This is a genomic window from Agromyces molybdatiresistens (assembly GCF_052748445.2).
Genome location: NZ_CM188258.1, coordinates 1,324,585 through 1,349,507, shown reverse-complemented (window position 1 = coordinate 1,349,507; position 24,923 = coordinate 1,324,585). Strand labels below are relative to the sequence as shown.

Below are 24,923 nucleotides of genomic sequence, written 5' to 3'. Positions count from 1 at the left end.
CCACGGCGCCGATCGCCGCGACATCCCAGTCTAGGGCGACCGATCGTTAGGATCGGGGGATGCCAGAGTCCCTCCGCGCCCTCGCGTCCCGGGCATGGCACGGGTTCCTCGCGTACCTCGTGAAGTTCGGCGTGGTCGGGCTCATCGGTCTCGTGATCGACGTCGCGCTCTTCAACGCGCTGCGCGTCGGCGTGTTCGGCACCGACACGTGGGCGCAGAGCGCGATCGGCGCGAAGACCATCTCGACGAGCGTCGCGATCGTGTTCAACTGGCTCGGCAACCGCTACTGGACCTTCCGCCGCCACCGCCGGCGGCACGTCCTGCGCGAGTTCGCCGAGTACCTCGTCGTCTCGCTCGGCGGCATGGCGATCTCGCTGCTCTGCCTCTGGATCAGCCACCACCTGCTCGGGTTCACCAGCCTGCTCGCCGACAACATCTCGACGAACGTCGTCGGCCTCGCGCTCGGCACCGCGTTCCGGTTCCTGCTGTACCGCTACTGGGTCTACGGTCACCACCGCAGCGACGGGCTCTCGAACCTCGCCCGGGTCGAGGAGGCGCAGCGCGCCCTCTTCGAGCAGCCGCCGCTCGAGCCGTCGCCGATCGGCGACACGCCCGCCGGACGGACGCCGGACGCCGGGACCGCAGGCCCGGTTCAGTCCGCCGAGCCGAGGAACCAGGGCGGGTAGACGGCCACCCGCGTCTTCGCGCCGACCGCCTGCAGCGCGGCCCGCACGCGGTCGCGCACGCGGTCGTTGGACACCGCGATGAGGGCGATCCGCTCGAGCGGGACGCTGCCGCGGACGAGGAGTTCGCCCGTGCGGAGGCCCTCTCCCTCGTCGGCGAGGGTGAGCCGCACCACGGCCCGCGAGACCGCGGCCCAGTCCGCCGCGAGGTCGGCGCCGCCGACCGCGGCATCGGTCGCGCTGACGACGACCTCGCCGGGCGTCTCGCGCCGTGCGCCGGCGGCGGCCGCCACCGACGACACCAGGATGACGTGGTCGGCCGCGGCGCGCTCGACCGCCTCGGGAGCGAGCCGCGGATCGGGCGTCCCGGTGCGGATGGCATCCCAGACGTGCGCGTCGGTGCTGAGCAGGAACGGCACGTACTCGGCGACGGTCGCGTCGGCGCCGGGCACGGTCGCCGTGCGACGGTACTCGCGCGCGGCGGGTGCGGCGACGTCGACGGCCGGCGCAGCCGGCGGGTCGCCCGCGTCGGCGAGCAGCGCGCCGGCGCCGAGGATCCGCCCGAGGTTCTCGATGTGCGTGACGTGGTAGATGCGCGTGGCGGCGACGTCGATCGGCGGCGTGGAGGCGCTGCTCCTCCCGCGGGCGGGGCGAGCGGATGCCGCGGGCGCAGCCTCGCGCAGCGTGGCACGTTCGCGCGGCGTGCTCCGGCCCGTCGTCGATCGCGTCGTGCGGGTGGGCTTCGGTGCGACCGCGGGCTCGGGAGGCGGCGAGCAGATCGCGCAGAGGCCCTCGTCGAATCCGTGGATGCATTCCTCGCCCAAGTGCGGTGTCGCCTTTCGTCCCGAACGGCCCGACCGGGTGCGCGGGCCGCGGACCAGCGTACGCGCTCCGTCTCCGCGCCCGGTGCACGGGACGCTCAGCGACCGCCCCACGTGACGGTGTCGGCGGACGCGAACGCCGCGGGCCTCGCGGCCGGCCCGACGGCGGGACCGCCGAGGGCGTGCGCCTCGGCCATGAGCTCGTGCAGCGCGGCCTGCACCGCGAGCGGCCCCGGGACGTCCCGGAGCACCACCGCCACCTCGTGCCCCGTCTCGAGGCGCACGTCGCCGGAGCCCGCCGTCCGCTGCAGCCACGAGCGGGTGACCTGCACGTCGTACCCGGACCGGTGCCAGAGCTCCCGCCGGACCCGCACGAACAGGCCGCGGCGCACGATGACGCGTCGCGTGGTGATGGTGGTCCGCGAACTCAGCCAGCCGAGGTACGGCAGCAGCGCCCCGAGCACCACGACGAGCGCGCCGGCGACGATCGCGGCCAGCCGGGGCCAGCCCTCGTCGAGCCAGGGCACGGCGTAGGCGGTGACGCCCGCGACGGCGATCAGGAGCAGTGCGGGCAGGACGAGGATGCGACCGTGCCGACGCAGTCGCGCCACGACCCGCTCCGAACCCTCGGGTCCGGGAACCTCGGACGTCTCCCCCATAGGCCCATTAATACCTCAGGTGCGTGACGTCCCCCGCGGCGACAGCCTGCTCGTCGCCGTTCTCGTCGTCGCGGACGACCAGCCGCCCGTCGCCGTCGATGCGCAGCGCCGACCCGATGAGCTCGGCGCCCCCCGGCAGCTCGATGCGCACATCCTGCCCGAGCGTCCCGCAGAGCGCGGACACGCGGTCCGCGACGCCGCTCGCGACCGGGTCGCCGCCGGCCGCGGTGAACGCCTCGACGAGCGCGAGCAGCCGTTCGAGGTAGTCGGCGAGCACGGCATCGGCGTCGGGCCGGACGCCGGTCGCGAGCAGGAGCGAGGTCGAGGTGAGCGTCGGCAGGTCGTGCTCGTCGAGCGTGAGGTTCAGGCCCGCGCCGATCACGACGGCGCCGTCCGCGACGAGCTCCGAGAGGATGCCGCACACCTTGAACCCCGACACGAGCACGTCGTTGGGCCACTTGAGCCACGCCTCGACGCCGCCGGTGCCGTCCTCCTCACCGCCGCGGTCGACGGATGCCGCGGCGAGCGCACCGCGGACCGCCTCGGTCATCGCGGCGCCGGCGATGAGCGGCAGCCAGCCGAGCGCGTCGGGCGGCAGCGGCGGCCCGGTCAGGTTGGCGGGGCGGACCAGCACGCTGATCGCGAGCGTCTTGCCGGTCGGCGCGAGCCAGGTGCGCCCCAGTCGTCCGCGGCCGTGCGTCTGGTCGTCGGTCACGACGGTCGCGCCGTGGCGCCAGCCCGCGGCATCCGCCCCGGTGACCGCCTCGCGGAGGACGTCGTTCGTCGACCCGGTCGAATCGAGCCACTCGAACCTCGGCACCGTCCGCCGCGATCGCTCCCAGTCCATCCGACCTCCCCTTCCGTCGAGGATCAGGGTAGTGTCCGCCGACGCGGCGGCGGTGGCGATCACCACCATGCACCCGCGCCTTTTTGTGGGGATCCCTCAACGAAGCGGGCCGGATGGGCGCCGGTAGAGTGAACGGCGTGACCGAATCGACGACCGACGGCCCCGACCTCTTCACCACCGCGGGCAAGCTCGCCGACCTCAAGCAGCGCTACCACGAGGCCGTGACGGCCTCGGGCGAGGCGGCCATCGAGAAGCAGCACGCCAAGGGCAAGATGACCGCGCGCGAGCGCATCGACGAGCTCCTCGACCCGGGCTCGTTCGTCGAGCTCGACGAGTTCGTGCGGCACCGCACGCACGCGTTCGGCATGGACGCGAAGCGCCCGTACGGCGACGCCGTCGTCACCGGCCTCGGCACGATCCACGGTCGCCCGGTCGCGGTGTACTCGCAGGACTTCACGATCTTCGGCGGCTCGCTCGGCGAGGTCGCCGGCGAGAAGATCATCAAGGTCATGGAGCACGCGCTGAAGACCGGCGTGCCCATCATCGGCATCCTCGACTCGGGCGGCGCCCGCATCCAGGAGGGCGTGGTGGCGCTCGGCAAGTACGGCGAGATCTTCCGCCGCAACACCGCCGCCTCCGGCGTCATCCCGCAGATCTCGATCGTCTGCGGCCCGGCCGCCGGCGGCGCGGTGTACTCGCCCGCACTCACCGACTTCGTGATCATGGTCGACAAGACGAGCCAGATGTTCGTCACCGGCCCCGATGTGATCAAGACCGTCACCGGCGAGGACGTGGGGATGGAGGAGCTCGGCGGCGCGCTCACGCACAACACGATCTCGGGCGTGGCGCACTACCTGGCCAGCGACGAGTCCGACGCGCTCGACTACGCCCGCACGCTCGTCTCGTTCCTGCCCGACAACAACATGTCGGAGGCACCCGTCTACGAGGCCGAGGTCGAACTCGAGATCACCGACGACGATCGCAGGCTCAACGCGATCATCCCCGACTCGCCGAACCAGCCGTACGACATGCACGCGATCATCGAGGGCATCGTCGACCACGGCGACTTCCTCGAGGTGCAGCCGCTGTTCGCCCCGAACATCGTCGTCGGCTTCGCGCGGGTCGAGGGCCGCTCGGTCGGCATCATCGCGAACCAGCCGAGCCAGATGGCCGGCACGCTGAACATCGCCGCAGGCGAGAAGGCCTCGCGCTTCGTGCGGTTCTGCGACGCGTTCTCGATCCCGATCCTCACGCTCGTCGACGTGCCCGGGTACCTGCCCGGCACCGACCAGGAATGGACGGGCGTCATCCGCCGCGGCGCGAAGCTGCTCTACGCCTACGCCGAGGCGACCGTCCCGCTCGTCACGGTCATCACTCGCAAGGCGTACGGCGGCGCGTACATCGTGATGGGCTCGAAGCAGCTCGGCGCCGACATCAACCTGGCCTGGCCGACCGCCGAGATCGCCGTCATGGGCGGGCAGGGCGCGGTCAACATCCTGTACCGCGGCGAGATCAAGCGCGCCGAGGAGGCCGGCGAGGACGTCGCGGCCGTGCGCACCAAGCTCGCCAACGAGTACACGTACAACGTGGCCTCCCCGTTCCTCGCCGCCGAGCGCGGCGAGCTCGACGGCGTGATCGAGCCGGCGGCGACGCGCGTGTCGGTCACGAAGGCGCTGCGCGCGCTCCGCACCAAGCGGGCGAGCCTGCCGCCGAAGAAGCACGGCAACATCCCGCTCTAGGAGGCACGATGACCAGCGCATCCCCCGAGGGCGACGACGAGGCCCTCGACCTCAGGTTCCTCACGCGCGACGTGACGCCCGAGGAGGCCGCCGCCGTGACGGCGGTCCTCGTCCGGACGGTCCGCGAGGCGCAGTCCGGCGATGAGCCCGCCCCGCGCAACGACTGGTCCCACCCTCGGAACGCCCTCCGACCGCGCATCGAGGTCGGCCACGGGCGCTGGGCCGGCTCCGCGCGCTGAGCGGTCGGGCGCCCGCCCGCGACACCGACGTCCCCCGTTCCGGGGCCGGATGCCTCGTGAGCTCCACGATCGTCGGCGGATGTGTCCCCCATGTCCCCCGAAATGCTGACTTCGCACGGCCCGGCGAATCCGTACCATGGACGTACGCACTCCATCGGAGTCGTATCCGTCACCGGCTGGGTAACCGGTGGCGCTCTGGGGGCGAGTCAGGGCGATATTCGGGTTGTCGCCGTGACTCGGGCTTGCTGGGGGGTCGGTAGGGGCCGACCCCCCGCTTCCATGTCCGGGGACGTTCCGGAACGCGACCGGCGGAACCCGCTCAGCCCGCGCGCGGGATCTCGAGCCAGAGCTCGACCTCGGCGTCCTCCGACTCGACCGTCTCGCCGTTGCCGCCGCTCAGCCCGACGACGGTGACCGCGACGGGCGAACCCTCGGCCGCCGTCCGCGCGATGATCCGGTCCGCATTGGTCGCGTCGACGACCTCGGCAAGCTGCGACAGGATCCGATCGCGCTCCGCCTCGTCCAGGTCGTCGATCCCGCCCTCGTCGAGCAGCGTCACCGTGGCACCCCGGTCCCGCGCGTTCCGCACGGCTGCGCGCACCGCGTCGGTGAGCAGCATCCGGCCCCGGATCTCGTCCCGGATCGCGGCCTCGAGCGTGCGGCACTCGGCACGCTCTCCATCGCTCAGCGCGTGCCCCGCGTCGGCGATGCGCCGCAGCATGGGCGAGGCGAGCCGCTGGGTCTGCGCGAGCCGCATCCGTCCCTCGAAGAGGTGCGCGTCCTGCGCGGCCTGCCACGCGGCCGCCTCGCGCTCGGCCTGCGCGTACCGTCGGGTCGCGCGGGCGGCTCCGGCCAGCGCCGCGGACAGCATGTGGGCGATGCCCACCCAGACGAGGCTGCCGATGACGCCGAGCTCGCCGAGGGCGAGGGGCCCGGCCCACACGACCGTCTGCACGGCGAGCACGATGACCCCGACCCACGCGACGACCAGTTGCCGGCGAGCGGCGGCGATCGTCATCAGCGTCCCCACCGCGGCGACGTACCAGGTCGCGTAGCCGTTGTCGGCCGCGGGGTCGAGCTGGCTCGTGACGAGCACGGGGAGGACGATCGCGACCGCGAGGTCGAGCGCGGCGAGCCAGTCGGGCATGCGCGCCCGCCGTGCGGGCCACAGGCTGAAGACGGTCGCGATCGCGTAGAGCGCGAGGGCCACGATGATCGGCCACGGCGAGGCCGCGACCTCCGTCGACAGCGACGACACGCCGAGCACGACGTGGTAGCCCGAGAACATCGCGGCGAGCGCCATGAGCAGCCAGCGCGGAACGGAGATCATGCGCCGCCCGCCTCCACCCCGGCCGGCCACGCGAGCGTCACCGTCGTCCCCTCGCCGGGAACCGACTCGATCCGCGCAGACCCGCCCTCGTTCGCCATCCGCTCCTCGATCGAGACCCGGAGCCCGAGGCGGCTCGCGGGAACCGTCGCCGGGTCGAAGCCGGCACCGTTGTCGACGACGCGGATGACGCATCCGCCCGCCCCGACGCCTCGGACCTCGAGCTCGCGGCGCACCCGCCCGATCGGGCCGTCGGCGTGCTGGACGCTGTTCACCATCGCCTGCATCGCGGCCGACGAGAGTGCGTCGATCGCCTCGACCGGCAGCTCGACGCCGACCGTGTCCTCGATGCGCACGATGAACGGGGCCGAGAACCCGGCGACGCCGCTGCGGAGTCGGCGCGTGAGGACCGTGAGCGCGACCCGGTCGTCGAGGCCGGGCACCTCGACGGCCGCTTCGTCCAGACGCCGCACCGCGTCGACCGCCATGCGCGCGGCGAGCGTGCGCTCGGCAGGAGTGCGGGACGCCGCGGCCGACAGCAGGGTCGTCAGGACGCTGTCGTGCACGAGCGCGTCGATCTTGACGCGTTCGATCTCGGTCGCATGCCGGCGTGCGACGGCGTCGTAGCGTTCGAGGGCGGCCTCCTGGGCCGCATCCACCGCGATCGCGGCCTGCCGGAGCATCGTGATGATGACGAGCACGACGATGCCGAGGATGACCGCGTACATCGTGTCGAGCACGGCGATGAGCGCATCGGCTCCGCCGCCCGACGGGCTCAGTCGCACGACGCCGTACACCGCCGGAACGGCGCTCGTGTAGGCGGCCGCCGGCGTCACGGGCAGCGCGATCACGGCCGCGGTCGTCGCCACGTTGCAGAGGTAGTACAGCCACGGCGTGCCGCCCGCCATCGCCGCGGTGTCCACCACCAGGAACGGCCAGGCGAGGAGCGAGATCACGTAGATGCCGGCGAAGGCGAGCGCCGCGGCCCGCACGGCGACGCGCGTGAACGTCGCGGCGGCGAGCGCGGCGATCGCACCGTAGACCAGGGCCATCATGGCCACGCCGGCGCCGTCGGCGAGGTAGGCCGACTGCTCGACCGCGGAGGGCACGGTCTGCGCGCCGAACACGAGGCCGAACGCGCCGAGCGCGCGACCGGCCACGGTCTCGACCTGTGCACGGCTCACCGCCGCACGGCGTGGGACGAGCCGGCTCGCCCGCCAGTCAGCGGCGGGCATCCCCGCCCGCCTCGGCATCGAGCCCCGGAAGGATGCCGTCCTCCACCGCCCTGCGCAGGAGATCGACCTTCGTGGGGGCGGGTCGGCCCACCTCCACGTACTTCGCCCGGATGCGGTCGAGGTACTCGCGCGCCGTCGAGTGCGCGATCCCCAGCTGCTGGGCGACGAGCTTCAGCGGCAGGCCCGAGGCGTAGAGGTGCAGGACGTCGTGCTCACGTCGCCCGAGCTGGGCCCTCGCGAACTCGCGGTCGGCCTCGATCGCGCTCGCCCACTCCACGTTGTTCAGCGCCTCACCGCGCGCGACCGTCGCGATGGCGGCGATCACCGCCGCCGTCGGCGAGGATTTCGGGATGACGCCGGCGGCGCCGGCCGCGAGGGCCTCGCGCACCGCGGCGACCCGGTCGGCGATGCTGTGCACGAGCACCTGGCTGCCCGTCGCGAGGACCGCCCGGACGTTGTCGGTCACCGTCGACCCGTCGCCGAGCGAGAGGTCGAGGAGCACGACCTTCGGCGGATCGACCGCCGGGTCGTCGAACGCGGCGAGCAGCGTCGGCACGTCGGCCGTGTCGGCGACCACCGCGTAGCCGGCGTCGCGACACGCGGCGCGGAGTCCGAGGCGGACCGCCTCGTGGTCGTCGACGATCGCCACCGTCGTGGTGGCCGTCTTCGCGGTCCCGCTCGTCTGCGCCGTCACGCCCGCTCCCCCGTCACGCCGTCCTCCCTGTCGTGCGGATGCCTCCCCGGCCACGCCGTCGGACTCCCGCCGTCATCACACGATAGCCGTCAACCGGGCGACGGCCTCGACATGGTGCGTGTTCGGGAAGAGGTCGAACGCCTCGAGCGTCTCGAGCTCGTAGCCATGCGCCCGGAACGTCGCGACGTCGCGCGCGAGCGCGACCGGATCGCACGCGACGTAGACGACCTGCGCCGGCCCGAGCTCCGCCAGCCGGTCGACGACCGCGCGCCCCGCGCCGGCACGCGGCGGGTCGAGCACCACGGTGGCGCCGCGCAGGCCGCGGGCCGCGGCATCCGTCTCCTCGGCCAATCGGTCCAGGTACCGGTCGACGCGGTCGGAGACCGCGCGAGCGCCGACCCAGTCGGCGAGGTTCGAGCCTGCGTGCTCGGTCGCGCGGGCGTCGGCCTCGACGGTCGTGATGCGGGTGGACGGGCCGAACCGGTCGCCCACCGCGGCGGCGAGCAGGCCGACGCCGCCGTAGAGGTCCTGGTTGTCCGCGCCGGGGTCGAATCGGTCGGGGTCGATCGCGCGCTGCACGGCTCGGGTGAGGGTCGCGGCGGCGCCGCGATGCACCTGCCAGAAGCCGCCGCGGTCGAGCGTGAACTCGCGATCGCCGACGCGCTCGACGACGGTCGGCGGATGCTCCGGCCGGCGCTCGCCTGCGGCGCGGACGATGAGCTCGGCCACGCCCGTGGAAGTCGCGACGAGGTCGATCGCGGTGGCGTGGTCGAGGTCGCGGCCCGCAGCTGCTCGCACTCCGGCGCCGGCGATCGGCGCGATCGCCTCGAGCTCCGCGACCGCGAGCGGCAGCGACGCGACGCGGACGATCCGATGGCTGCGGGCCGCGTACGGACCGACGGCCCCGTCGGCGTCGACGTGCAGGCGCACCCGCGTGCGCCATCCGGTACCGGCCGCGGCGTCGACGCCCGGCGCGAGCTCGGCGTCGACCGCACGGACCTCCACGTCGCGCTCGACGCCTCCCATCCGCGCGAGGGCGTCGCGCAGCACGTCGGCCTTCAACTCGCGCTGCCGGCGCATGAGGACGTGCCCGAACTCGGCGCCGCCCGCGCGGTCCTCGGGTGCGCGGTCGACGGACGCCTCGGCCCACACGTGCGCGCGGCGGTCGGGCGACGCCTCGAGCACCTCGAGCGTCTCCGCCCGCCAGAAGCGGTCGCGACCGGCATCCGTCACCTGCACCCGCACGCGCTCGCCCGGGATCGCGTCGGCGACGAAGACGACGCGGCCCTCGTGGTGGGCGATCGCGACGCCGCCGTGCGCGATCCGCTCGACGTCGAGCTCGAGCATCGGCCCGGGCCGGGCGGGACGTGCGGGGGCTGAGCGCCGCGCACCCGCGGAGCCGTTTCGGCGCGAGGGGCGGCGACGGGATTGGGCCATCGTCCGAGCATCGCACACCGACCCGTGCGCGCGCCGGAAGCAGGCGCCGTCGCCGGTGCGTTCGGCGATGCCGCGAGGGGCGCGGCATCGCGCGCGCCACCCGGCAGGATGGAGGCATGCGCCTCTACCTCGCCTCGACCTCGCCCGCCCGTCGCCAGCTGCTGCGGCAGGCCGGGATCGAGCCGGCGCTCGTGGCCCCGGGCGTCGACGAGGAGGCGGCGGTCGCGGCGCACGAGGCGGAGCACGGCCCGCTGGCCCCGCACGACCTCGTGCAACTGCTCGCTCGGCTCAAGGCCGAGGCGATCGTCGGGCGCGACGTCGACGGTGCGCCGATCGACGGCCTGATCCTCGGCGGCGACTCCGCGTTCCTGGTCGACGGGGTGCTGCATGGGAAGCCCCACCGCCCCGAGGTCGCGCGCGAACGCTGGGCGCAGCAGAACGGACGTTCGGGCGTGCTCTGGTCGGGCCACTGGGTCATCGACCACCGCGGCGGCGCCGTGCGCGGCGCGATCGGCCGTGGCGCCTCGGCGACGGTCTCGTTCGCCCGGCTCGACGACGACGAGATCGACGCCTACATCGCGTCGGGCGAGCCGCTCGCCGTGGCCGGGGCGTTCACGGTCGACAGCCTCGGCGGACCGTTCATCCGATCCGTCGACGGTGATCCGTCGACCGTCGTCGGACTCTCGCTGTCGACGCTGCGCGACCTCGTCCGCGAGCTCGGCGTCGACTGGATCGACCTCTGGGACCTCGGCGCACGCTGAGCCCGACGTCGTGCGACCGGCTGCATCACCGCGGCCGCGGCATCCGATTCGTTGTGCCCCACCGAAACACCTGCGCGCCTTTTTTGTGCGCACCGCCCAAAGGCGGCTGGGAATCCGCCAATAGGCTTGGTCATCATGCGTCGCATCACCAAGGTCCTCATCGCCAATCGCGGCGAGATCGCCGTCCGCGTCATCCGCGCCGCCCGCGACTCCGGGCTCGCCTCCGTCGCCGTCTACGCCGACCAGGATCGCGACGCGCGCCACGTCAAGCTCGCCGACGAGGCCTATGCGCTCGACGGGTCGACGAGCGCCGACACCTACCTCGTGATCGACAAGCTCCTCTCGGTCGCGCGCCGCTCGGGCGCCGACGCCGTGCACCCCGGCTACGGCTTCCTGGCCGAGAACCCCGACTTCGCCCGCGCCGTCATCGACGCCGGCCTCATCTGGATCGGGCCCTCGCCCGAGGCCATCGAGCGCCTCGGCGACAAGGTCTCCGCCCGGCACGTCGCCGAGAAGGTGGGCGCGCCGCTCGCACCCGGCACCCTGAACCCCGTAGCGGATGCCGCGGAGGTCCTCGAGTTCGTCGACGTGCACGGCCTGCCCGTCGCGATCAAGGCCGCGTTCGGCGGCGGCGGTCGCGGCCTCAAGGTCGCGCGCTCGCGCGACGAGGTGGCCGAGCTGTTCGAGTCCGCGACCCGCGAGGCCGTCGCCGCGTTCGGCCGCGGCGAGTGCTTCGTCGAGAAGTACCTCGACAAGCCGCGCCACGTCGAGACCCAGTGCCTCGCCGACGAACACGGAAACGTCGTCGTCGTCTCGACGCGCGACTGCTCGCTCCAGCGCCGCCACCAGAAGCTCGTCGAGGAAGCGCCGGCGCCCTTCCTCACCGAGGAGCAGAACCGCCTGCTCTACGAGTCGTCCAAGGCCATCCTCCGCGAGGTGGGCTACGTCGGCGCGGGCACCTGCGAGTTCCTCATCGGGCAGGACGGCACCGTCTCGTTCCTCGAGGTGAACACGCGCCTCCAGGTCGAGCACCCCGTCTCCGAGGAGGTCACCGGGCTCGACCTCGTGCGCGAGCAGTTCCGGCTCGCGGAGGGCGGCGTCCTCGACTACCCCGACCCCGTCACGACGGGTCACTCGTTCGAGTTCCGCATCAACGGCGAGGACCCGGGCCGCAACTTCCTGCCGGCCCCCGGACCGATCCACCAGCTCCGCTTCCCCGGCGGCCCCGGCGTGCGCGTCGACTCCGGCGTCACGAGCGGCGACGAGATCTCGGGCGCGTTCGACTCGCTGCTCGCGAAGCTCATCGTCACCGGCGCGACCCGGAAGGACGCGCTCGAGCGCGCCCGGCGCGCCCTCGACGAGTTCGACGTCGCCGGGCTGCCGACCGTGCTCCCCTTCCACCGCGACATCGTCCGCAACGCGGCGTTCGCGCCCGATGGGGACGAACCGTTCTCGGTCTACACGCGCTGGATCGAGACCGAGTACGACAACCGGCTCGAGCCGTGGACGGGCGAGCTCGCCGAGACCAAGGGCCCCGGCGCACGCACGAGTCTCGTCGTCGAGGTCGACGGCCGCCGCATCGAGGTGTCGATGCCGAAGCGCCTCGCCGGCGCCCCGTCGTCGAACGGCTCGCTCGGCCCGGCGCCGCGCCGCCGTGCCGCGCACCACGCGGTCGACACCTCCACCGGCGACGCCGTGACCGCGCCGATGCAGGCCACCGTCGTCAAGGTCGCGGTCGCCCAGGGCGACAAGGTCGTCAAGGGCGACCTGGTGCTCGTGCTCGAGGCGATGAAGATGGAGCAGCCCATCGTCGCCCACAAGGACGGCATCGTCGGCCTCGTCAACGCCGAGCCCGGCACCACCGTCTCGAGCGGCCACCTCCTGCTCTCGATCGCCGACGCCTAGGGCGTGACGCTCCTCTCAGGAGTCTCCGGCGCGTCGCCGTTTCTCAGGGCATGTCATGAGAGACGCGCATCCGGGGGCCGGGCTCCTGAGAACGGTGCGGGCCGACCGACGATCGGCATGGCCGGATCTGTTCGCGAAACGGCAGCAGCAACGACCGCGGGTCAGCGGACGACGTGCAGGGCGCGGGCCGCATCGGTGAGGGAACCCGTCAGCGACGGGTAGACCGGGAAGGCCTCGGCGAACTGGTCGACCGTGAGGCGGTGCTCGACCGCGAGGGCGAGCGGGAAGATCAGTTCCGAGGCCTTCGGCGCGACGATGACGCCGCCGATGATCGCCCCCGACCCGGCCGAGGCGAACAGCTTCACGAACCCGTCGCGGATCCCCATCATCTTCGCGCGCGGGTTCGACGACAGCGGCAGCTTGTAGACCGTGCCCGGCACGACGCCCTCGTCGATCTCCTTCTCGGTCCAGCCGACGGTCGCGATCTCGGGCTGCGTGAAGATGTTCGAGGTGATGTTGCGGTTCTCCGGCGGGTTCACGATGTCGCCCATCGCGTGGAACACCGCCGTGCGGCCCTGCATCGACGCGACCGACGCGAGCGGCAGGAAGGTCGTGCAGTCGCCTGCCGCGTAGATGTTCGGCATCGACGTCCGCGCGACCCGGTTCACCCGGATGTGCCCCGACTCGGCGAGCTGCACGCCCGCCTCCTCGAGCCCGATCTCGGCCGTGTTCGGCACCGACCCGACGGCCATGAGGCAGTGCGAGCCGCGGACCTCCCTGCCGTCGGTCAGCGTCGCGACGACGCCGTCGCCGTCGACCACGACCGAATCGGCACGCGACTTCGAGAGCACCTTCATGCCGTTGCGCTTGAACACCTTCTCGATGACCGTCGCCGCATCGGCGTCCTCGCCGGGCAGCACGTGCTCGCGGCTGGAGATCAGCGTGACCTTGGCGCCGAGCGCCCGGTAGGCCGACGCGAACTCGGCCCCGGTGACGCCGGAGCCGACGACGATGAGATGTTCGGGCACCTGCTTCAGCGTGTAGAGCTGCGTCCACGTGAGGATCCGCTCGCCGTCGGGCACGGCCGACGGCAGCACGCGCGGCGTCGCGCCCGTCGAGATCACGAGCGTGTCGGCCTCGATGCGGTCGAAGTCGGTCCCGCCCTTGGCGGTCGCGACGATGACGGCGTTCGGGCCGTCGAGCCGCCCCTCGCCCTGCACGAGGTTGACACCGGCCTCCAGCAGGTTCGAGCGCATGTCCTCCGACTGCTGCGCCGCGAGCCCGAGCAGGCGCTTGTTCACGGCCTGGAGGTTGATCGCGACATCCGGCTTCACGGCCTTCGCGTCGCCGTCGCGCGCGAAGAACTGCACGCCGAGGTCGGCGGCCTCCTTCACCGCGTTCGACGCCTCGGCGGTGGCGATGAGCGACTTCGAGGGGACGACGTCGGTGAGCACGGCCGATCCGCCGACGCCCGCACGCTCGATGAGGGTGACCTCGGCGCCGAGCTGGGCGGCCGCGAGCGCGGCTTCGTACCCGCCCGGTCCACCTCCGAGTACGGCGATCCTCTGGGTGCGCTCGAAGGTGGTGTGCATGGCCACCATTCTCGCGTACGCGCGGGCGGCGGCGCGAACGCGGGCCGGCGGCTCGTGCAGCAGAGCGCGCGGGCGCGCGAACGCGGGCCGGCGGGCGGACGGCTCGCGCAGACGAGCACGCCGGCGCGCACGCCGTGCCGCGGCATCCGCCCCTTGCGTACGATGAGGGGATGCAGCAGCAGAACCCGCTCGACGACCCCACCGCCGACCCGTTCGCCGTCGCACGCGACGCGGCCGCCCGCATCGCGGAGCTCACCGGCGTCGAGCGTCACGATCTCGCACTGACGCTCGGATCGGGCTGGGGCGCCGCGGCCGAGCTCATCGGCGAGACGACCCACACGATCCCGGCGAGCGAGGTCCCCGGCTTCTCGAAGCCGGCGCTCGAGGGCCACGTCGGCACGCTCCGCTCGGTCGCGCTGGCCGACGGGCGACGGGCGCTCGTGATCGGCGCGCGCACCCACTACTACGAGGGCCACGGCGTGCGCCGGGTCGTGCACTCCGTCCGCACCGCGGCGGCGGCCGGCGCCACGACGATGATCCTCACGAACGGCGCGGGCGGCATCAAGGAGCACTGGACGCCGGGCACCCCGGTGCTCATCAGCGACCACATCAACCTCACCGCCGACTCGCCGCTCGAGGGCGCGACCTTCGTCGACCTCACCGACCTGTACTCCGCGCGCCTCCGCGGTATCGCCAAGGGCATCGACCCGTCGCTCGACGAGGGCGTGTACGTGCAGTTCCGCGGGCCGCACTACGAGACGCCCGCCGAGGTGCAGATGGCGAAGGCCATCGGCGGTCACATCGTCGGCATGTCGACCGCCCTCGAGGCGATCGCAGCCCGCCAGGCGGGAATGGAGGTGCTCGGCATGTCGCTCATCACCAACCTGGCGGCGGGGATCCAGGCCACGCCGCTCAGCCACGAGGAGGTCATCGAGGCCGGCCGCACCGCCGAGGCCGCGATCTCCGACCTGCTCGCCAAGGTCGTCGCGGCGATCTGACCGGCGCCCGCGGCCGGCGGGCGCGCATCGCGACCCGCCGACCGCAGCACGACGACTCCACGTCCCGCGCGGCTGGCCAGGCGGCCGCCGCATTCGAGAGAGAAGGCAACGGATGCCGCAGCTCACCGACGCCGACCGCATCACCCTCGCCGAGGCGTGGATCGCGCAGGATCCCGACCCGGAGACGAGGGACGAGCTCACCGCGATCGTGGCGCGCGTCCGCGAGGGGGATGCCGCGGCATCCGCCGACCTCGCAGACCGCTTCGATGCCCGACTGGCCTTCGGGACCGCGGGACTCCGCGGCGAGATCGCCGCGGGGCCGAACCGCATGAACCGCGTGCTCGTGTCGCAGGGCGCCGCGGGCCTCGCCGCCCACCTCCTCGAGCGGACGACGGACGGCGCGGCGCCGAGCGTCGTCGTCGGCTACGACGGTCGGCGCAACTCGGAGGTGTTCGCGCGCGACGTCGCCGAGGTCATGGCCGGGGCGGGCGTGCGCGCCGTCCTGCTCCCCCGCCTGCTGCCGACGCCGGTGCTCGCGTTCGCCGTCCGCCACCTCGACACGAGCGCGGGCGTGATGATCACCGCCTCGCACAACCCGCCGAACGACAACGGCATGAAGGTCTACCTCGGGGGCGCCGACGAGGGCTCGCAGATCGTCGCCCCGGCCGACGCCGAGATCGCCGCGCAGATCGATCGCGTGGCCGCGGAGACAGCTGTGCCGGAGCTCCCGCGCGGGCCGTTCGAGACGGCCGACGAGGGCGTGGTCGATGCGTACGTGACCGCGACGGCGGCCGTGGCCTCCGCTCCCGCCGCGCAGCCGCGGGTGGTCTACACGGCCATGCACGGCGTCGGGTGGGAGACGATGCGCCGCGTCCTGGAGACGGCCGGCTTCGACGCACCGGCACTGGTCGCCGAGCAGATCGAACCGGACGGCCGCTTCCCGACCGTCGCGTTCCCGAACCCCGAGGAACCCGGCGCGATGGACCTGTCGTTCGAGGCCGCTCGCGCGGCCGGCGCCGATCTCGTCATCGCGAACGACCCGGACGCCGACCGGCTCGCGATCGCGATCCCCGACGCGGCCGATCCCGCCGGCTTCCGCCGCCTCACCGGCAACGAGGTCGGGCTGCTCCTCGGCTGGCAGGTCGCCGAGCAGGTCGCGGCGGGTGCGGCCGCCGCGCCCGCGGCAGGGGCGACGGATGCCGCGGCTCCCGGCGAGGCCGGCGGCTCGGCCGGCACGCTCGCGTGCTCGATCGTCTCCTCCCCCGGCCTCGAGGCGATCGCCCGCGCGCACGGACTCGACTTCCGGGCGACGCTGACCGGCTTCAAGTGGATCTCCCGCGCGCCCGGCCTCGTGTTCGGCTTCGAGGAGGCGCTCGGGTACCTCGTCAACCCCGGCACGGTCCGCGACAAGGACGGCATCTCCGCGGCCGTCGCGTTCCTCTCGCTCACCGCCCGCCTCGCGGCCGACGGCCGCACGATCGCCGACCGCCTGGACGAACTCGCGGTGCGCTTCGGGAGCTTCGACTCGACGCAGGTCTCCATCCGGGTGACCGACCTGTCGCGCATCGCGAACGTCATGGCGCGGCTGCGCGCCGAGCCGCCCACCGAGGTCGGCGGCATCCGGGTCGAGCGCATCGACGACCTCGCCGCCGGCGTCGACGGGTACCCGCCGTCCGACGTGCTCCGACTGGTGCTCGAGGGCGGCGCACGCGTGATGGTGCGGCCGAGCGGCACCGAGCCGAAGCTCAAGGTCTACATCGACGCGGCCTCGACGGAGGGCACGCTCGAGGAGCGGCGCGCCGCGGCATCCGATGCCGTGTCGCGCCTCGAGTCGGGCATGCGGGCGCTCGTCGACTGATCCGCGCCGGCTCGGACGCTCGACGCCCGAGCCGGCGCATGGCGGCGGTCCGCGCTCACCCGAGCGAGGCGTCGAGCTTCCGCCCGATCTCCTCGACGTCGAAGTAGTTCTCGACCTCGATGATCTCCGCCCAGGTCCGGCCGAGTGCCTCGCGCACCCGGTCGGCGAGCTCCGTCGAGGTGAGTACGACCTGGGCGTCGGCGGCCGCTTCCCGGACGCCGGCGAGGTCGCTCGCCGTCACGTCTGCCGTGAGCCCGAGCCGGTCGAGTGCGCGCTCGGCGTTGCCCTTGAGGATGGCGGAGGTGCCGACGCCGACGCCGCACACGGCGACGATCCTCATGAGGGGGTCTCCGCGGCATCCGTCGCCGGCCTCGTCTCGCCCCCGGACGCGGGCAGGACCGCGTGCACCTCGGCTGACGTCGACGCACGCGCGAGGCGCTCGATCGCGTCGCGCTCGTTGAAGACGTTCGCGAGGTCGGCGACGCTCCCGACGTGCTCCTCGGCAGTGGAGACGGCGAGCCCGAGGACGACCCGGACGGGATCGTTGTGCGGGTGCCCGAAGGCGACGGGCTCGGCGAGGGTCACGACCGAGAGGCCGCTCCGGCGCACGTCGGGACCCGGCCGTGCGTGCGCGAGTGCGAGGCCGGGTGCGATGACGATGTACGCGCCGAACTCGTCGAGGACCTCGATCATGCGATCGGTGTATCCCGGCACGGTGGCTCCGGACCGGGCGAGCGCGTGCCCGGCCTCGCGAACGGCGGCGCGCCAGTCCGCGACCTCGGCGCGGAGCACGATCGCATCGTCGGGAAGCGGAGGAAGGGTCATCGATGTCCGTTCGGCGGGTGGTCCTGGGTGCGGTGCTCGGTTCGACGTCGCGGAAGCCGCGTGGCCCGGGCCCGAGTCGTACGAGAACGGGCCCGGCGCGACTCAGGCTTCGTCGAAGCCGTCCTGGATCTGCTCGACGAGGTCCTCGCGGTCGTCGAGCGGGAGGAACGCCGCGGCGGCGGCGTTGAGCTGGAAGACCTCGAAGTCATCGAGGTCGTAGCCGAACGCGTCGGAGAGCAGCGCGAGTTCGCGCGTGAGCGTCGTGCCGGACTGCAGGCGATTGTCGGTGTTCACGGTGACCCGGAACCCGAGCTGGTAGAGCAGGTCGAACGGGTGGTCGACGAGCTCCTCGCCCCATGCCGCGATGGCACCGGTCTGCAGGTTCGACGACGGGCTCGTCTCGAGGGCGATCTCGCGATCGCGGACCCACTGCGCGACGGGACCGAGCGAGACGTAGGTGTTCTCGTCGTCCTGGCGCTCGATCGTGAGGTCCTCGGCGAGGCGGACGCCGTGGCCGAGGCGGAGCGCCCGACCGTCGAGGAGCGCGCTCCGGATGGACTCGAGCCCGTCCGCCTCGCCCGCGTGGACCGTGACCGGCATGAAGCGGGTCGCGAGGAAGTCGAAGGCGGTGCGGTGACGGCTCGGCGGGAAGCCCGCCTCCGCGCCCGCGATGTCGAAGCCGACGACGCCGCGATCACGGTGGCGCACCGCGAGCTCGGCGATCTCGAGGCCGCGGTCGGCGTGCCGCATCGCCGTGATGAGCTGACCGACGCGGATGCGCCCGCCCTGGCGCCGAACGTCGTCGACGCCCTCCTCGAGGCCGCCCTGCACGGCCTCGACGGCCTCGTCGAGCGACAGGCCGCGCGTGAGGTGCTGCTCGGGCGCCCATCGGATCTCGCCGTAGATCACGCCGTCCTCGGCGAGGTCGTTCACGAACTCCCGCGCGACGCGGGCGAGGCCGGCGCTCGTCTGCATGACCGCGGTGGTCACGTCGAACGTCTTCAGGTACTCCACGAGGGAGCCCGAGTCGGCCTGTTCGGCGAACCAGCGGCCGAGGTCGTCGGCCTCCGTCGCGGGGAGCTCGAACCCGATCTCGTCGGCGAGCTCGAGGACGGTCTGCGGCCGCAGCCCGCCGTCGAGGTGATCGTGCAGCGAGATCTTCGGCAGCGACCGGATGTCGGTGCCGTCCCCCTCGATCCGGTATTCGGTCGCGTGCGTGTCCACCCCACCACGATAGCGGCGGGGCGCCTCGCCGACGCAGGGAAATCCCTGCGTACGACGGCGCGCGGCGCAACGGACCTGCTCGAGGCCCCCGACTACCGGCCGATGCGCTCCGCGATGAGCGGCCCGCCGTCCTGCACGGCGGACCCCGGATCGCCGATCTCCCAGGCACCCTCCACGGCCTCGAGCGCGCGCGCGAACCGCGCCGGCTCGTCGGCGCGCAGGGTGAAGAGTGGCTCGCCCGCGCGTACGGTGTCGCCCGGCTTCGCATGCAGGTCGATCCCCGCCGCATGCTGCACCGGGTCCTCCTTGCGGGCGCGCCCGGCGCCGAGGCGCCACGCGGCGATGCCGAACGGCAGCGCCTCCTGGCGCACCACCACGCCGTCGCGATCGGCGGTCACGACGTGCTGTTCCCTGGCGACCGGCAGCGCCGCGTCGGGATCGCCGCCCTGCGCCCGGATCGAGGCGCGCCACGTGTCCATCGCGCGGCCGTCGTCGAGCGCCGCCTCGACATCGGCGTCGGTGACGCCCGCGAGCTCCAGCATCTCCCGCGCCAGCGCGACGGTCAGTTCGCGGATGTCGGCGGGTCCGCCGCCGGCGAGGACCTCGACCGATTCGCGGACCTCGTTCGCGTTGCCGATCGTGAGTCCGAGCGGCACGTTCATGTTGGTCAGGAGTGCCGAGGTGGCGACCCCCGCGTCCTCGCCGAGCTCGACCATGGTCCGTGCGAGTTCGCGCGACCGCTCGATGTCCTGGAGGAAAGCGCCGGACCCGAACTTCACGTCGAGGACGAGCGCCCCGGTCCCCTCCGCGATCTTCTTCGACATGATGGACGACGCGATCAGCGGGATCGCCTCGACGGTGCCGGTGATGTCGCGCAGCGCGTAGAGCTTCTTGTCGGCCGGTGCGAGCCCGGACCCGGCGGCGCAGATCACGCCGCCGACGTCGCGCAGCTGGGCGAACATCTCCTCGTTGGTGAGCTCGGCCCGCCACCCGGGGATCGACTCGAGCTTGTCGAGCGTGCCGCCCGTGTGGCCGAGACCGCGACCCGAGAGCTGCGGCACCGCGACGCCGAACGACGCGACGAGCGGCATCAGCGGCAGCGTGATCTTGTCGCCGACGCCGCCGGTCGAGTGCTTGTCGGTCGTCGGCTTCCCGAGGTCCGAGAAGTCCATCCGCTCACCCGACGCGATCATCGCCATCGTCATGTCGCGGATCTCACGACGCGTCATCCCGTTCAGGAAGATCGCCATCGTTATCGCCGACATCTGCTCGTCCGCGACGTAGCCGCGCGTGTACGCGTCCACGAGCCAGTCGATCTGATCGGTCGAGAGTTCGCCGCGGTCGCGCTTGGTGCGGATCAGGTCGACGACGTCGAAGGCCTCGACGGCGCTCATGCGCCCTCTCCCCGGTACTCTGCGAGCTGCCGGGGACCGAACGCGTCGGGGAGCACCTCGTCGATGGTCTTCAGGCCCGAGACGGTCTCGAGGACCATCCCCTCCGCCGAGTGCTCGTAGAGGAGCTGACGGCAGCGCCCGCACGGCATGAGCACGTTGCCGTGCCCGTCCACGCAGGTGAACGCGGTGAGCTTGCCGCCGCCGGACATGACGAGCGCCGACACGAGCGAGCACTCGGCGCAGAGCGTCACGCCGTACGAGGCGTTCTCGACGTTGCACCCGCTCACCACTCGGCCGTCGTCGGCGATGGCGGCCGCGCCCACGGGGAACTGCGAGTACGGGACGTAGGCCTTCGCCATCGCCTCTCGGGCGATCTCGCGCAGGTGGTCCCAGTCGATCGACTGCTGGTCGGTCATGGGTGATGCTCCTCGGTCAGGACTTGATGTACGGCTTGCCGGCCGCGGCCGGACCGCGCACCTTGCCGACGAACCCGGCGACGGCGAGGATCGTGACGACGTACGGCAGCATGAGCATGAACTCGCTCGGGACGGGCGCGCCGATCACGGAGAGCGTGTTCTGCAGGTTCGACGCGAAGCCGAACAGCAGCGCCGCGAGGGTCGCGCGAACCGGATCCCACTGGCCGAAGATGACCGCCGCGAGGGCGATGAAGCCGGCACCGGCCGTCATCTCCTTGTTGAACGCGCCGACCGCGCCGAGCGTGAAGAACGCGCCGCCGAATCCGGCGATGGCGCCGGCGAGCGAGACGTTCCAGAACCGGGTGCGGGCGACGTTGATGCCCACGGTGTCGGCCGCGGTCGGGTGCTCGCCGACCGACCGGAGACGCAGTCCCCAGCGCGTGTGGAAGAGCCCGACGTAGACGAGCACGACGATGACGTACATCGCGTACACGATGAGCGTCTGCCGGAAGAACATCGGCCCGATGAGCGGGATCTCCGAGAGGATCGGGATCGGGATGCGCTGCAGGCGCGGCGGCGAGTTGAGCAGGGCGGCGTTCGGGGCGAGCACCTGGGAGAACAGGAAGCTGGTCAGGCCGATCACGAGCACGTTGAGCACCACGCCGACGATGACCTGCTCGACGAAGTACTTGATCGCGAACGCCGCGAGCACGAACGCGACCAGCACGCCGGCGACCGCCGCGGCGGCCAGGCCGACGATCGGGCCGAGCCACTGCTGGCCGATGACCGAGGCCACGATGGCGGAGGTGAAGGCGCCCGCGAGCAACTGCCCCTCGATGGCGATGTTGATCACGCCGACGCGCTCGCTGATCACGCCGCACAGTGCGCCGAAGATCAGCGGCACGGAGAGGCTCAGCGCCCCGGCGAGCAGGCCGGGCAGCGGGATCACCGGCGTCCGAGCCCCGGCAGCGGCCCACGTGAGGAAGGCGATCAGGCCGATGACCGCGAAGATCACGACCACCCACAGCGGCACCGGCCGCTTGGCGCGCACAAGTGCGGCGGCGGCCACGGTGATCGCCGTGAGCAGGGCGATGCAGGTCCACGTCGTGACCGGACCGCTCAGCGTCACCTCGGGGATCTGGATGGCGTCGTTGCCCGACGAGATGCGGAAGGTCGCATCGCCGGTGTGACGTGTCGTGAGGAAGAGCAGCGCGAGCAGCGCGGTGATCACGGCGAACGCGATCGGCGCCTTCCAGCTGACGACGATCGTGCTGTCGAGCGCGCGCGCCGCGGGCGTCGAGGTGGCGTGGTGCTGGCTGGGAGCGGTCACTTCGCCGCCACCTCCTCCTTGGGCGCGGTGCGCGTTCGCTTCTTGGGCTTCGACCCGGGCTGCGGCAGGCGGAAGATGGCCCGCACCAGCGGCGGGGCCGCGATGAAGAGCACGATCAGCGACTGCACGACGAGGACGATGTCGATCGGGACGCCCTCGGCGGCCTGCATGGAGAAGCCGCCGGCCTTGAAGGCGCCGAACAGGACACCCGCCGCGAGGATGCCCCACGGGTTCGACCCGCCGAGCAGGGCGACCGTGATCGCGTCGAAGCCGATGCCCGCGTCGATGCCGGAGGAGAAGCCCGTCGTCACCGTGCCGAGCACCTGGTGGACGCCGGCGAGGCCGACGAGCGCACCCGAGATGAGCATCGCGTAGATGTACATCGCGTTGACGTTGATGCCGGCGACGCGTGCGGCCTTCGGGTTCAGCCCGACGGCCCGGAACCGGAAGCCGAGCGCCGAGCGGTCGAGGATCCACCACACGAGGAACACGCATGCGATCGACAGGATGAAGCCGAAGTGCAGGTTGAAACCCGCGAAGAGGTCGGGGAAGATCGCCGTGTCCTTCATGGGCGGCGTCTTCGGGTTGTTCGAGCCCGGCGCCTGGAGCAGCCCGGGCGTGCGCAGCATCCACGCGACCAGGTACAGCGCGACGTAGTTGAGCATGATCGTCACGATCACCTCATGGGCGCCGGTGCGCGCCTTCAGCGCGCCCGCGATGCCGGCCCACAGCGCGCCGGCGACGACGCCCGCGATCGTGGCCACGATCATGTGGATCGGGAACGGCAGGTCGAACGAGAACGCGACCCATCCGGCGGCCGATGCCGCGAGCAGCATCTGGCCGCGACCACCGATGTTGAACATGCCGACCCGGAACGCGAGGCCGACGCCGAGCCCGGCCGCGATGAGCGGCGTGGCGAAGTTCAGCGTCTCGGTCAGGGGCCGGATCCCCGAGGCGAAGTCCGGTCGGCGGAAGTTGTAGACCGCACCCTGGAACAGCGCCGAGTAGGCGCCGGCGACCGAGTCCCAGATCGCCGCGAACGTGTCGCCCGGGCGGGCGAAGAAGTAGCCGGATGCCGCCTGGACGCGCTCGTCGGTGAACGCGATCATGATCGCGCCGACGGCGAGGGCGAGCAGGACGGCGAGCACCGAGATGATGGCGTTGCCGGTGACGATCTCGCGGAACGCCTGGCGCCAGCGCGATGGCTCCTCGGGCTCGGGCTCCTCCACGATGACGGGCTCGTCGGGCGGGACCTGCGCGCCCGTCTCCAGCGCGACGTCGGGGTCGTTGCGGTCGCTCATGCGGCGGCTCCTTCGGGGGTGGGGGCGCCGCCTGGCGCCGCCGGGCTCTCGCCGGCCATCATCAGGCCGAGCACCTCACGGGGCGTGTCGCCGGGCACGATCCCCACGACCCTGCCGCGGTACATGACCATGATCCGGTCGGCCAGGGCCGTGACCTCGTCGAGCTCGGTCGACACCACGACCACGGGGACCCCGGCGTCGCGCGTCTCGACGATGCGCTTGTGGATGAACTCGATCGACCCCACGTCGACGCCGCGCGTCGGCTGCGCGGCGACGAGGAGGTTCAGGTCGCGGCTGAGCTCGCGGGCGAGCACGACCTTCTGCTGGTTGCCGCCGGAGAGCCGACCCGCCTTGGTGTCGATGCCGGGGGTGCGGACGTCGAACTCGGCGACCTTCTCCCTGGCGAACTCGGCCAGGAAGCCGCGCTGGACGTTCCCGGCCCTGACGAAGGGCTCGCCGCCGGCGCGGTCGAGCATCAGGTTCTCCGCGACCGAGAACTCGCCGACGAGGCCGTCCTCGGTCCGATCCTCGGGCACGAACCCGACGCCGGCCTCGAGGATGCGCCGTACCGAGTGGCGCGTCACGTCCTGGCCGTCGACTCGGATGGAGCCCTGCACCCGGGGTTGGAGCCCGACGAGCGCCTCGGTGAGCTCGGTCTGGCCGTTGCCCTGGACGCCCGCGACGGCGAGGATCTCGCCGCGCCGCACGGAGAAGCTCACGTCGTTCACGACGAGCTGGCCGATCGGGTCGATCACCGTGAGGTTCTCGACCTGCAGGGCCTCCTCGCCGAGGTCCGGCTCCTCCTTCTGCACCGTCAGCTCGACCGCGCGGCCGACCATGAGCGAAGCGAGTTCGGCGTTGGTCGCCGTCGGTTCCGCCTCGCCGACGACCTTGCCGAGCCGGACGACGGTGATGCGGTCGGCGACCTCGCGGACCTCGCGGAGCTTGTGCGTGATGAACACGATCGACGCCCCGGACTCCTTGAGCTGGCGCATGATGCCCATGAGCTCGTCCGTCTCCTGGGGCGTGAGCACGGCCGTCGGCTCGTCGAACACGAGCACGCGCGCGTCGCGCGAGAGGGCCTTGATGATCTCGACCCGCTGCTGCACGCCGACCGGCAGGTCGTCGACGAGCGCGTCGGGATCGACGTCGAAGCCGAAGCGCTCGCTGATCTCGCGGACCTTGCGCCGCGCGGCGGCGAGGTCGATGAGTCCGCCGGTCCGGGTCTCCTCGTGACCGAGCATCACGTTCTCCGCGACGGTGAACACCGGGATGAGCATGAAGTGCTGGTGGACCATGCCGATGCCCGCGCGCATTGCGTCGCCGGGGCCCTCGAAGTGCTGCAGCTTGTCGTCGAGGAGGATCTCGCCCTCGTCCGCCCGGTACAGCCCGTAGAGGACGTTCATCAGCGTCGACTTGCCGGCCCCGTTCTCTCCGAGGAGGCAGTGGATCTCCCCCGCCTCGACGGTGAGGTCGATGTGGTCGTTCGCCACCAGGGAACCGAACTTCTTCGTGATTCCTCGGAGTTCGAGTTTCATGCCACCGATCCTAATGATCGCGCCCGGATTCTCAGCGGTCGTGCGCCGAAGTGCGCCGATGAGCGTTGCGAGCTGCTCAGATGTTGGAGGGCGTGCTCAA

The 24,923-nt window shown here is 72.5% G+C and carries 23 protein-coding genes; 7 read left to right on the top strand and 16 right to left on the bottom strand.

Features of this window, described 5'->3' with window-relative positions:
* The first annotated feature begins 59 nt into the window (after window positions 1–59).
* Entirely contained in the window at window positions 60–686 is a 627-nt protein-coding gene (locus ACULK2_RS06140) for a GtrA family protein (RefSeq protein WP_445969407.1), read from the top strand.
* On the opposite strand, the gene ACULK2_RS06135 is transcribed toward ACULK2_RS06140, so the two are convergent.
* The 3 genes from ACULK2_RS06135 to ACULK2_RS06125 form a co-directional block, all read right to left on the bottom strand.
* Window positions 653–1,507: a DarT ssDNA thymidine ADP-ribosyltransferase family protein gene (locus ACULK2_RS06135; protein ID WP_445969408.1), complete on the bottom strand. Its 855-nt coding sequence runs from the start codon at window positions 1,505–1,507 to the stop codon at window positions 653–655. The two genes, ACULK2_RS06140 and ACULK2_RS06135, sit on opposite strands and share 34 nt — an antisense overlap.
* 95 nt (window positions 1,508–1,602) lie before the next feature.
* Window positions 1,603–2,163 (bottom strand): PH domain-containing protein, encoded by a 561-nt coding sequence (locus tag ACULK2_RS06130; RefSeq protein ID WP_445969409.1) that lies wholly within the window; start codon window positions 2,161–2,163, stop codon window positions 1,603–1,605.
* A gap of 7 nt (window positions 2,164–2,170) precedes the next feature.
* The gene (locus ACULK2_RS06125) at window positions 2,171–3,010 is read right to left on the bottom strand and encodes a biotin--[acetyl-CoA-carboxylase] ligase (RefSeq protein WP_445969410.1); all 840 of its coding nucleotides are present in this window, start codon (window positions 3,008–3,010) and stop codon (window positions 2,171–2,173) included.
* Window positions 3,011–3,123: 113 nt separating this feature from the next.
* Between ACULK2_RS06125 and ACULK2_RS06120 the strand changes: the two genes are divergently transcribed.
* Together ACULK2_RS06120 and ACULK2_RS06115 are read left to right on the top strand one after the other, a co-directional pair.
* The gene (locus ACULK2_RS06120) at window positions 3,124–4,749 is read left to right on the top strand and encodes an acyl-CoA carboxylase subunit beta (protein WP_445969411.1); all 1,626 of its coding nucleotides are present in this window, start codon (window positions 3,124–3,126) and stop codon (window positions 4,747–4,749) included.
* An 8-nt stretch (window positions 4,750–4,757) separates the two neighbouring features.
* Entirely contained in the window at window positions 4,758–4,988 is a 231-nt protein-coding gene (locus ACULK2_RS06115) for an acyl-CoA carboxylase subunit epsilon (protein ID WP_445969412.1), read from the top strand.
* A gap of 319 nt (window positions 4,989–5,307) precedes the next feature.
* Here ACULK2_RS06115 and ACULK2_RS06110 read toward each other — a convergent pair whose 3' ends face one another.
* From ACULK2_RS06110 to ACULK2_RS06095, 4 genes are all read right to left on the bottom strand, one after another.
* A complete protein-coding gene (locus ACULK2_RS06110) occupies window positions 5,308–6,318 on the bottom strand; it encodes a DUF8320 family protein (RefSeq protein WP_445969413.1) in 1,011 nt (336 codons plus the stop codon).
* Window positions 6,315–7,550 carry a sensor histidine kinase gene (locus ACULK2_RS06105; protein ID WP_445969414.1) on the bottom strand — a complete coding sequence of 412 codons (1,236 nt, stop codon included), beginning with the start codon at window positions 7,548–7,550 and terminating at the stop codon, window positions 6,315–6,317. Before ACULK2_RS06105 ends, ACULK2_RS06110 begins: the two co-directional genes overlap by 4 nt.
* Window positions 7,537–8,244, bottom strand: coding sequence for a response regulator transcription factor (locus ACULK2_RS06100; RefSeq protein ID WP_445969415.1), 708 nt, complete (start codon window positions 8,242–8,244; stop codon window positions 7,537–7,539). The genes ACULK2_RS06105 and ACULK2_RS06100 overlap by 14 nt, the downstream gene beginning before the upstream one ends.
* A 75-nt stretch (window positions 8,245–8,319) precedes the next feature.
* Complete coding sequence (locus ACULK2_RS06095; RefSeq protein WP_445969416.1) at window positions 8,320–9,591, bottom strand: class I SAM-dependent RNA methyltransferase; 1,272 nt, start codon at window positions 9,589–9,591, stop codon at window positions 8,320–8,322.
* A 206-nt stretch (window positions 9,592–9,797) separates the two neighbouring features.
* Between ACULK2_RS06095 and ACULK2_RS06090 the strand changes: the two genes are divergently transcribed.
* Both ACULK2_RS06090 and ACULK2_RS06085 read left to right on the top strand, forming a co-directional pair.
* On the top strand, window positions 9,798–10,442 hold the full coding sequence (locus tag ACULK2_RS06090) for a Maf family protein (RefSeq protein WP_445969417.1): 645 nt from the start codon (window positions 9,798–9,800) through the stop codon (window positions 10,440–10,442).
* 135 nt (window positions 10,443–10,577) lie between these two features.
* Window positions 10,578–12,347 carry an acetyl/propionyl/methylcrotonyl-CoA carboxylase subunit alpha gene (locus tag ACULK2_RS06085; RefSeq protein WP_445969418.1) on the top strand — a complete coding sequence of 590 codons (1,770 nt, stop codon included), beginning with the start codon at window positions 10,578–10,580 and terminating at the stop codon, window positions 12,345–12,347.
* A 161-nt stretch (window positions 12,348–12,508) separates the two neighbouring features.
* On the opposite strand, the gene ACULK2_RS06080 is transcribed toward ACULK2_RS06085, so the two are convergent.
* Window positions 12,509–13,939, bottom strand: a complete 1,431-nt coding sequence (locus ACULK2_RS06080; protein ID WP_445969419.1) for an NAD(P)H-quinone dehydrogenase — start codon at window positions 13,937–13,939, stop codon at window positions 12,509–12,511.
* Window positions 13,940–14,109: 170 nt separating this feature from the next.
* Here ACULK2_RS06080 and ACULK2_RS06075 point away from each other — a divergent pair, with 170 nt between their 5' ends.
* Entirely contained in the window at window positions 14,110–14,937 is an 828-nt protein-coding gene (locus tag ACULK2_RS06075; protein WP_445969420.1) for a purine-nucleoside phosphorylase, read from the top strand.
* Between the two features lie 112 nt (window positions 14,938–15,049).
* Window positions 15,050–16,795: a phospho-sugar mutase gene (locus ACULK2_RS06070; RefSeq protein ID WP_445969421.1), complete on the top strand. Its 1,746-nt coding sequence runs from the start codon at window positions 15,050–15,052 to the stop codon at window positions 16,793–16,795.
* 55 nt (window positions 16,796–16,850) lie between these two features.
* Here ACULK2_RS06070 and ACULK2_RS06065 read toward each other — a convergent pair whose 3' ends face one another.
* The 8 genes from ACULK2_RS06065 to ACULK2_RS06030 all read right to left on the bottom strand — a co-directional run bounded on the left by ACULK2_RS06065 (window position 16,851) and on the right by ACULK2_RS06030 (window position 24,823).
* Window positions 16,851–17,135: a PTS sugar transporter subunit IIB gene (locus tag ACULK2_RS06065; protein ID WP_155051976.1), complete on the bottom strand. Its 285-nt coding sequence runs from the start codon at window positions 17,133–17,135 to the stop codon at window positions 16,851–16,853.
* On the bottom strand, window positions 17,132–17,620 hold the full coding sequence (locus ACULK2_RS06060) for a PTS sugar transporter subunit IIA (protein ID WP_445969422.1): 489 nt from the start codon (window positions 17,618–17,620) through the stop codon (window positions 17,132–17,134). The genes ACULK2_RS06065 and ACULK2_RS06060 overlap by 4 nt, the downstream gene beginning before the upstream one ends.
* A 102-nt stretch (window positions 17,621–17,722) precedes the next feature.
* Complete coding sequence (locus ACULK2_RS06055; protein WP_445969423.1) at window positions 17,723–18,844, bottom strand: adenosine deaminase; 1,122 nt, start codon at window positions 18,842–18,844, stop codon at window positions 17,723–17,725.
* A 92-nt stretch (window positions 18,845–18,936) separates the two neighbouring features.
* Window positions 18,937–20,238, bottom strand: coding sequence for a thymidine phosphorylase (locus ACULK2_RS06050; protein ID WP_445969424.1), 1,302 nt, complete (start codon window positions 20,236–20,238; stop codon window positions 18,937–18,939).
* Window positions 20,235–20,654 carry a cytidine deaminase gene (locus ACULK2_RS06045; RefSeq protein WP_445969425.1) on the bottom strand — a complete coding sequence of 140 codons (420 nt, stop codon included), beginning with the start codon at window positions 20,652–20,654 and terminating at the stop codon, window positions 20,235–20,237. The genes ACULK2_RS06050 and ACULK2_RS06045 overlap by 4 nt, the downstream gene beginning before the upstream one ends.
* 16 nt (window positions 20,655–20,670) lie before the next feature.
* The gene (locus tag ACULK2_RS06040) at window positions 20,671–21,984 is read right to left on the bottom strand and encodes an ABC transporter permease (RefSeq protein WP_445969426.1); all 1,314 of its coding nucleotides are present in this window, start codon (window positions 21,982–21,984) and stop codon (window positions 20,671–20,673) included.
* Window positions 21,981–23,285: an ABC transporter permease gene (locus tag ACULK2_RS06035; protein ID WP_445969427.1), complete on the bottom strand. Its 1,305-nt coding sequence runs from the start codon at window positions 23,283–23,285 to the stop codon at window positions 21,981–21,983. Before ACULK2_RS06035 ends, ACULK2_RS06040 begins: the two co-directional genes overlap by 4 nt.
* The gene (locus ACULK2_RS06030; protein WP_445969428.1) at window positions 23,282–24,823 is read right to left on the bottom strand and encodes an ABC transporter ATP-binding protein; all 1,542 of its coding nucleotides are present in this window, start codon (window positions 24,821–24,823) and stop codon (window positions 23,282–23,284) included. The genes ACULK2_RS06035 and ACULK2_RS06030 overlap by 4 nt, the downstream gene beginning before the upstream one ends.
* Window positions 24,824–24,923: the final 100 nt, after the last annotated feature.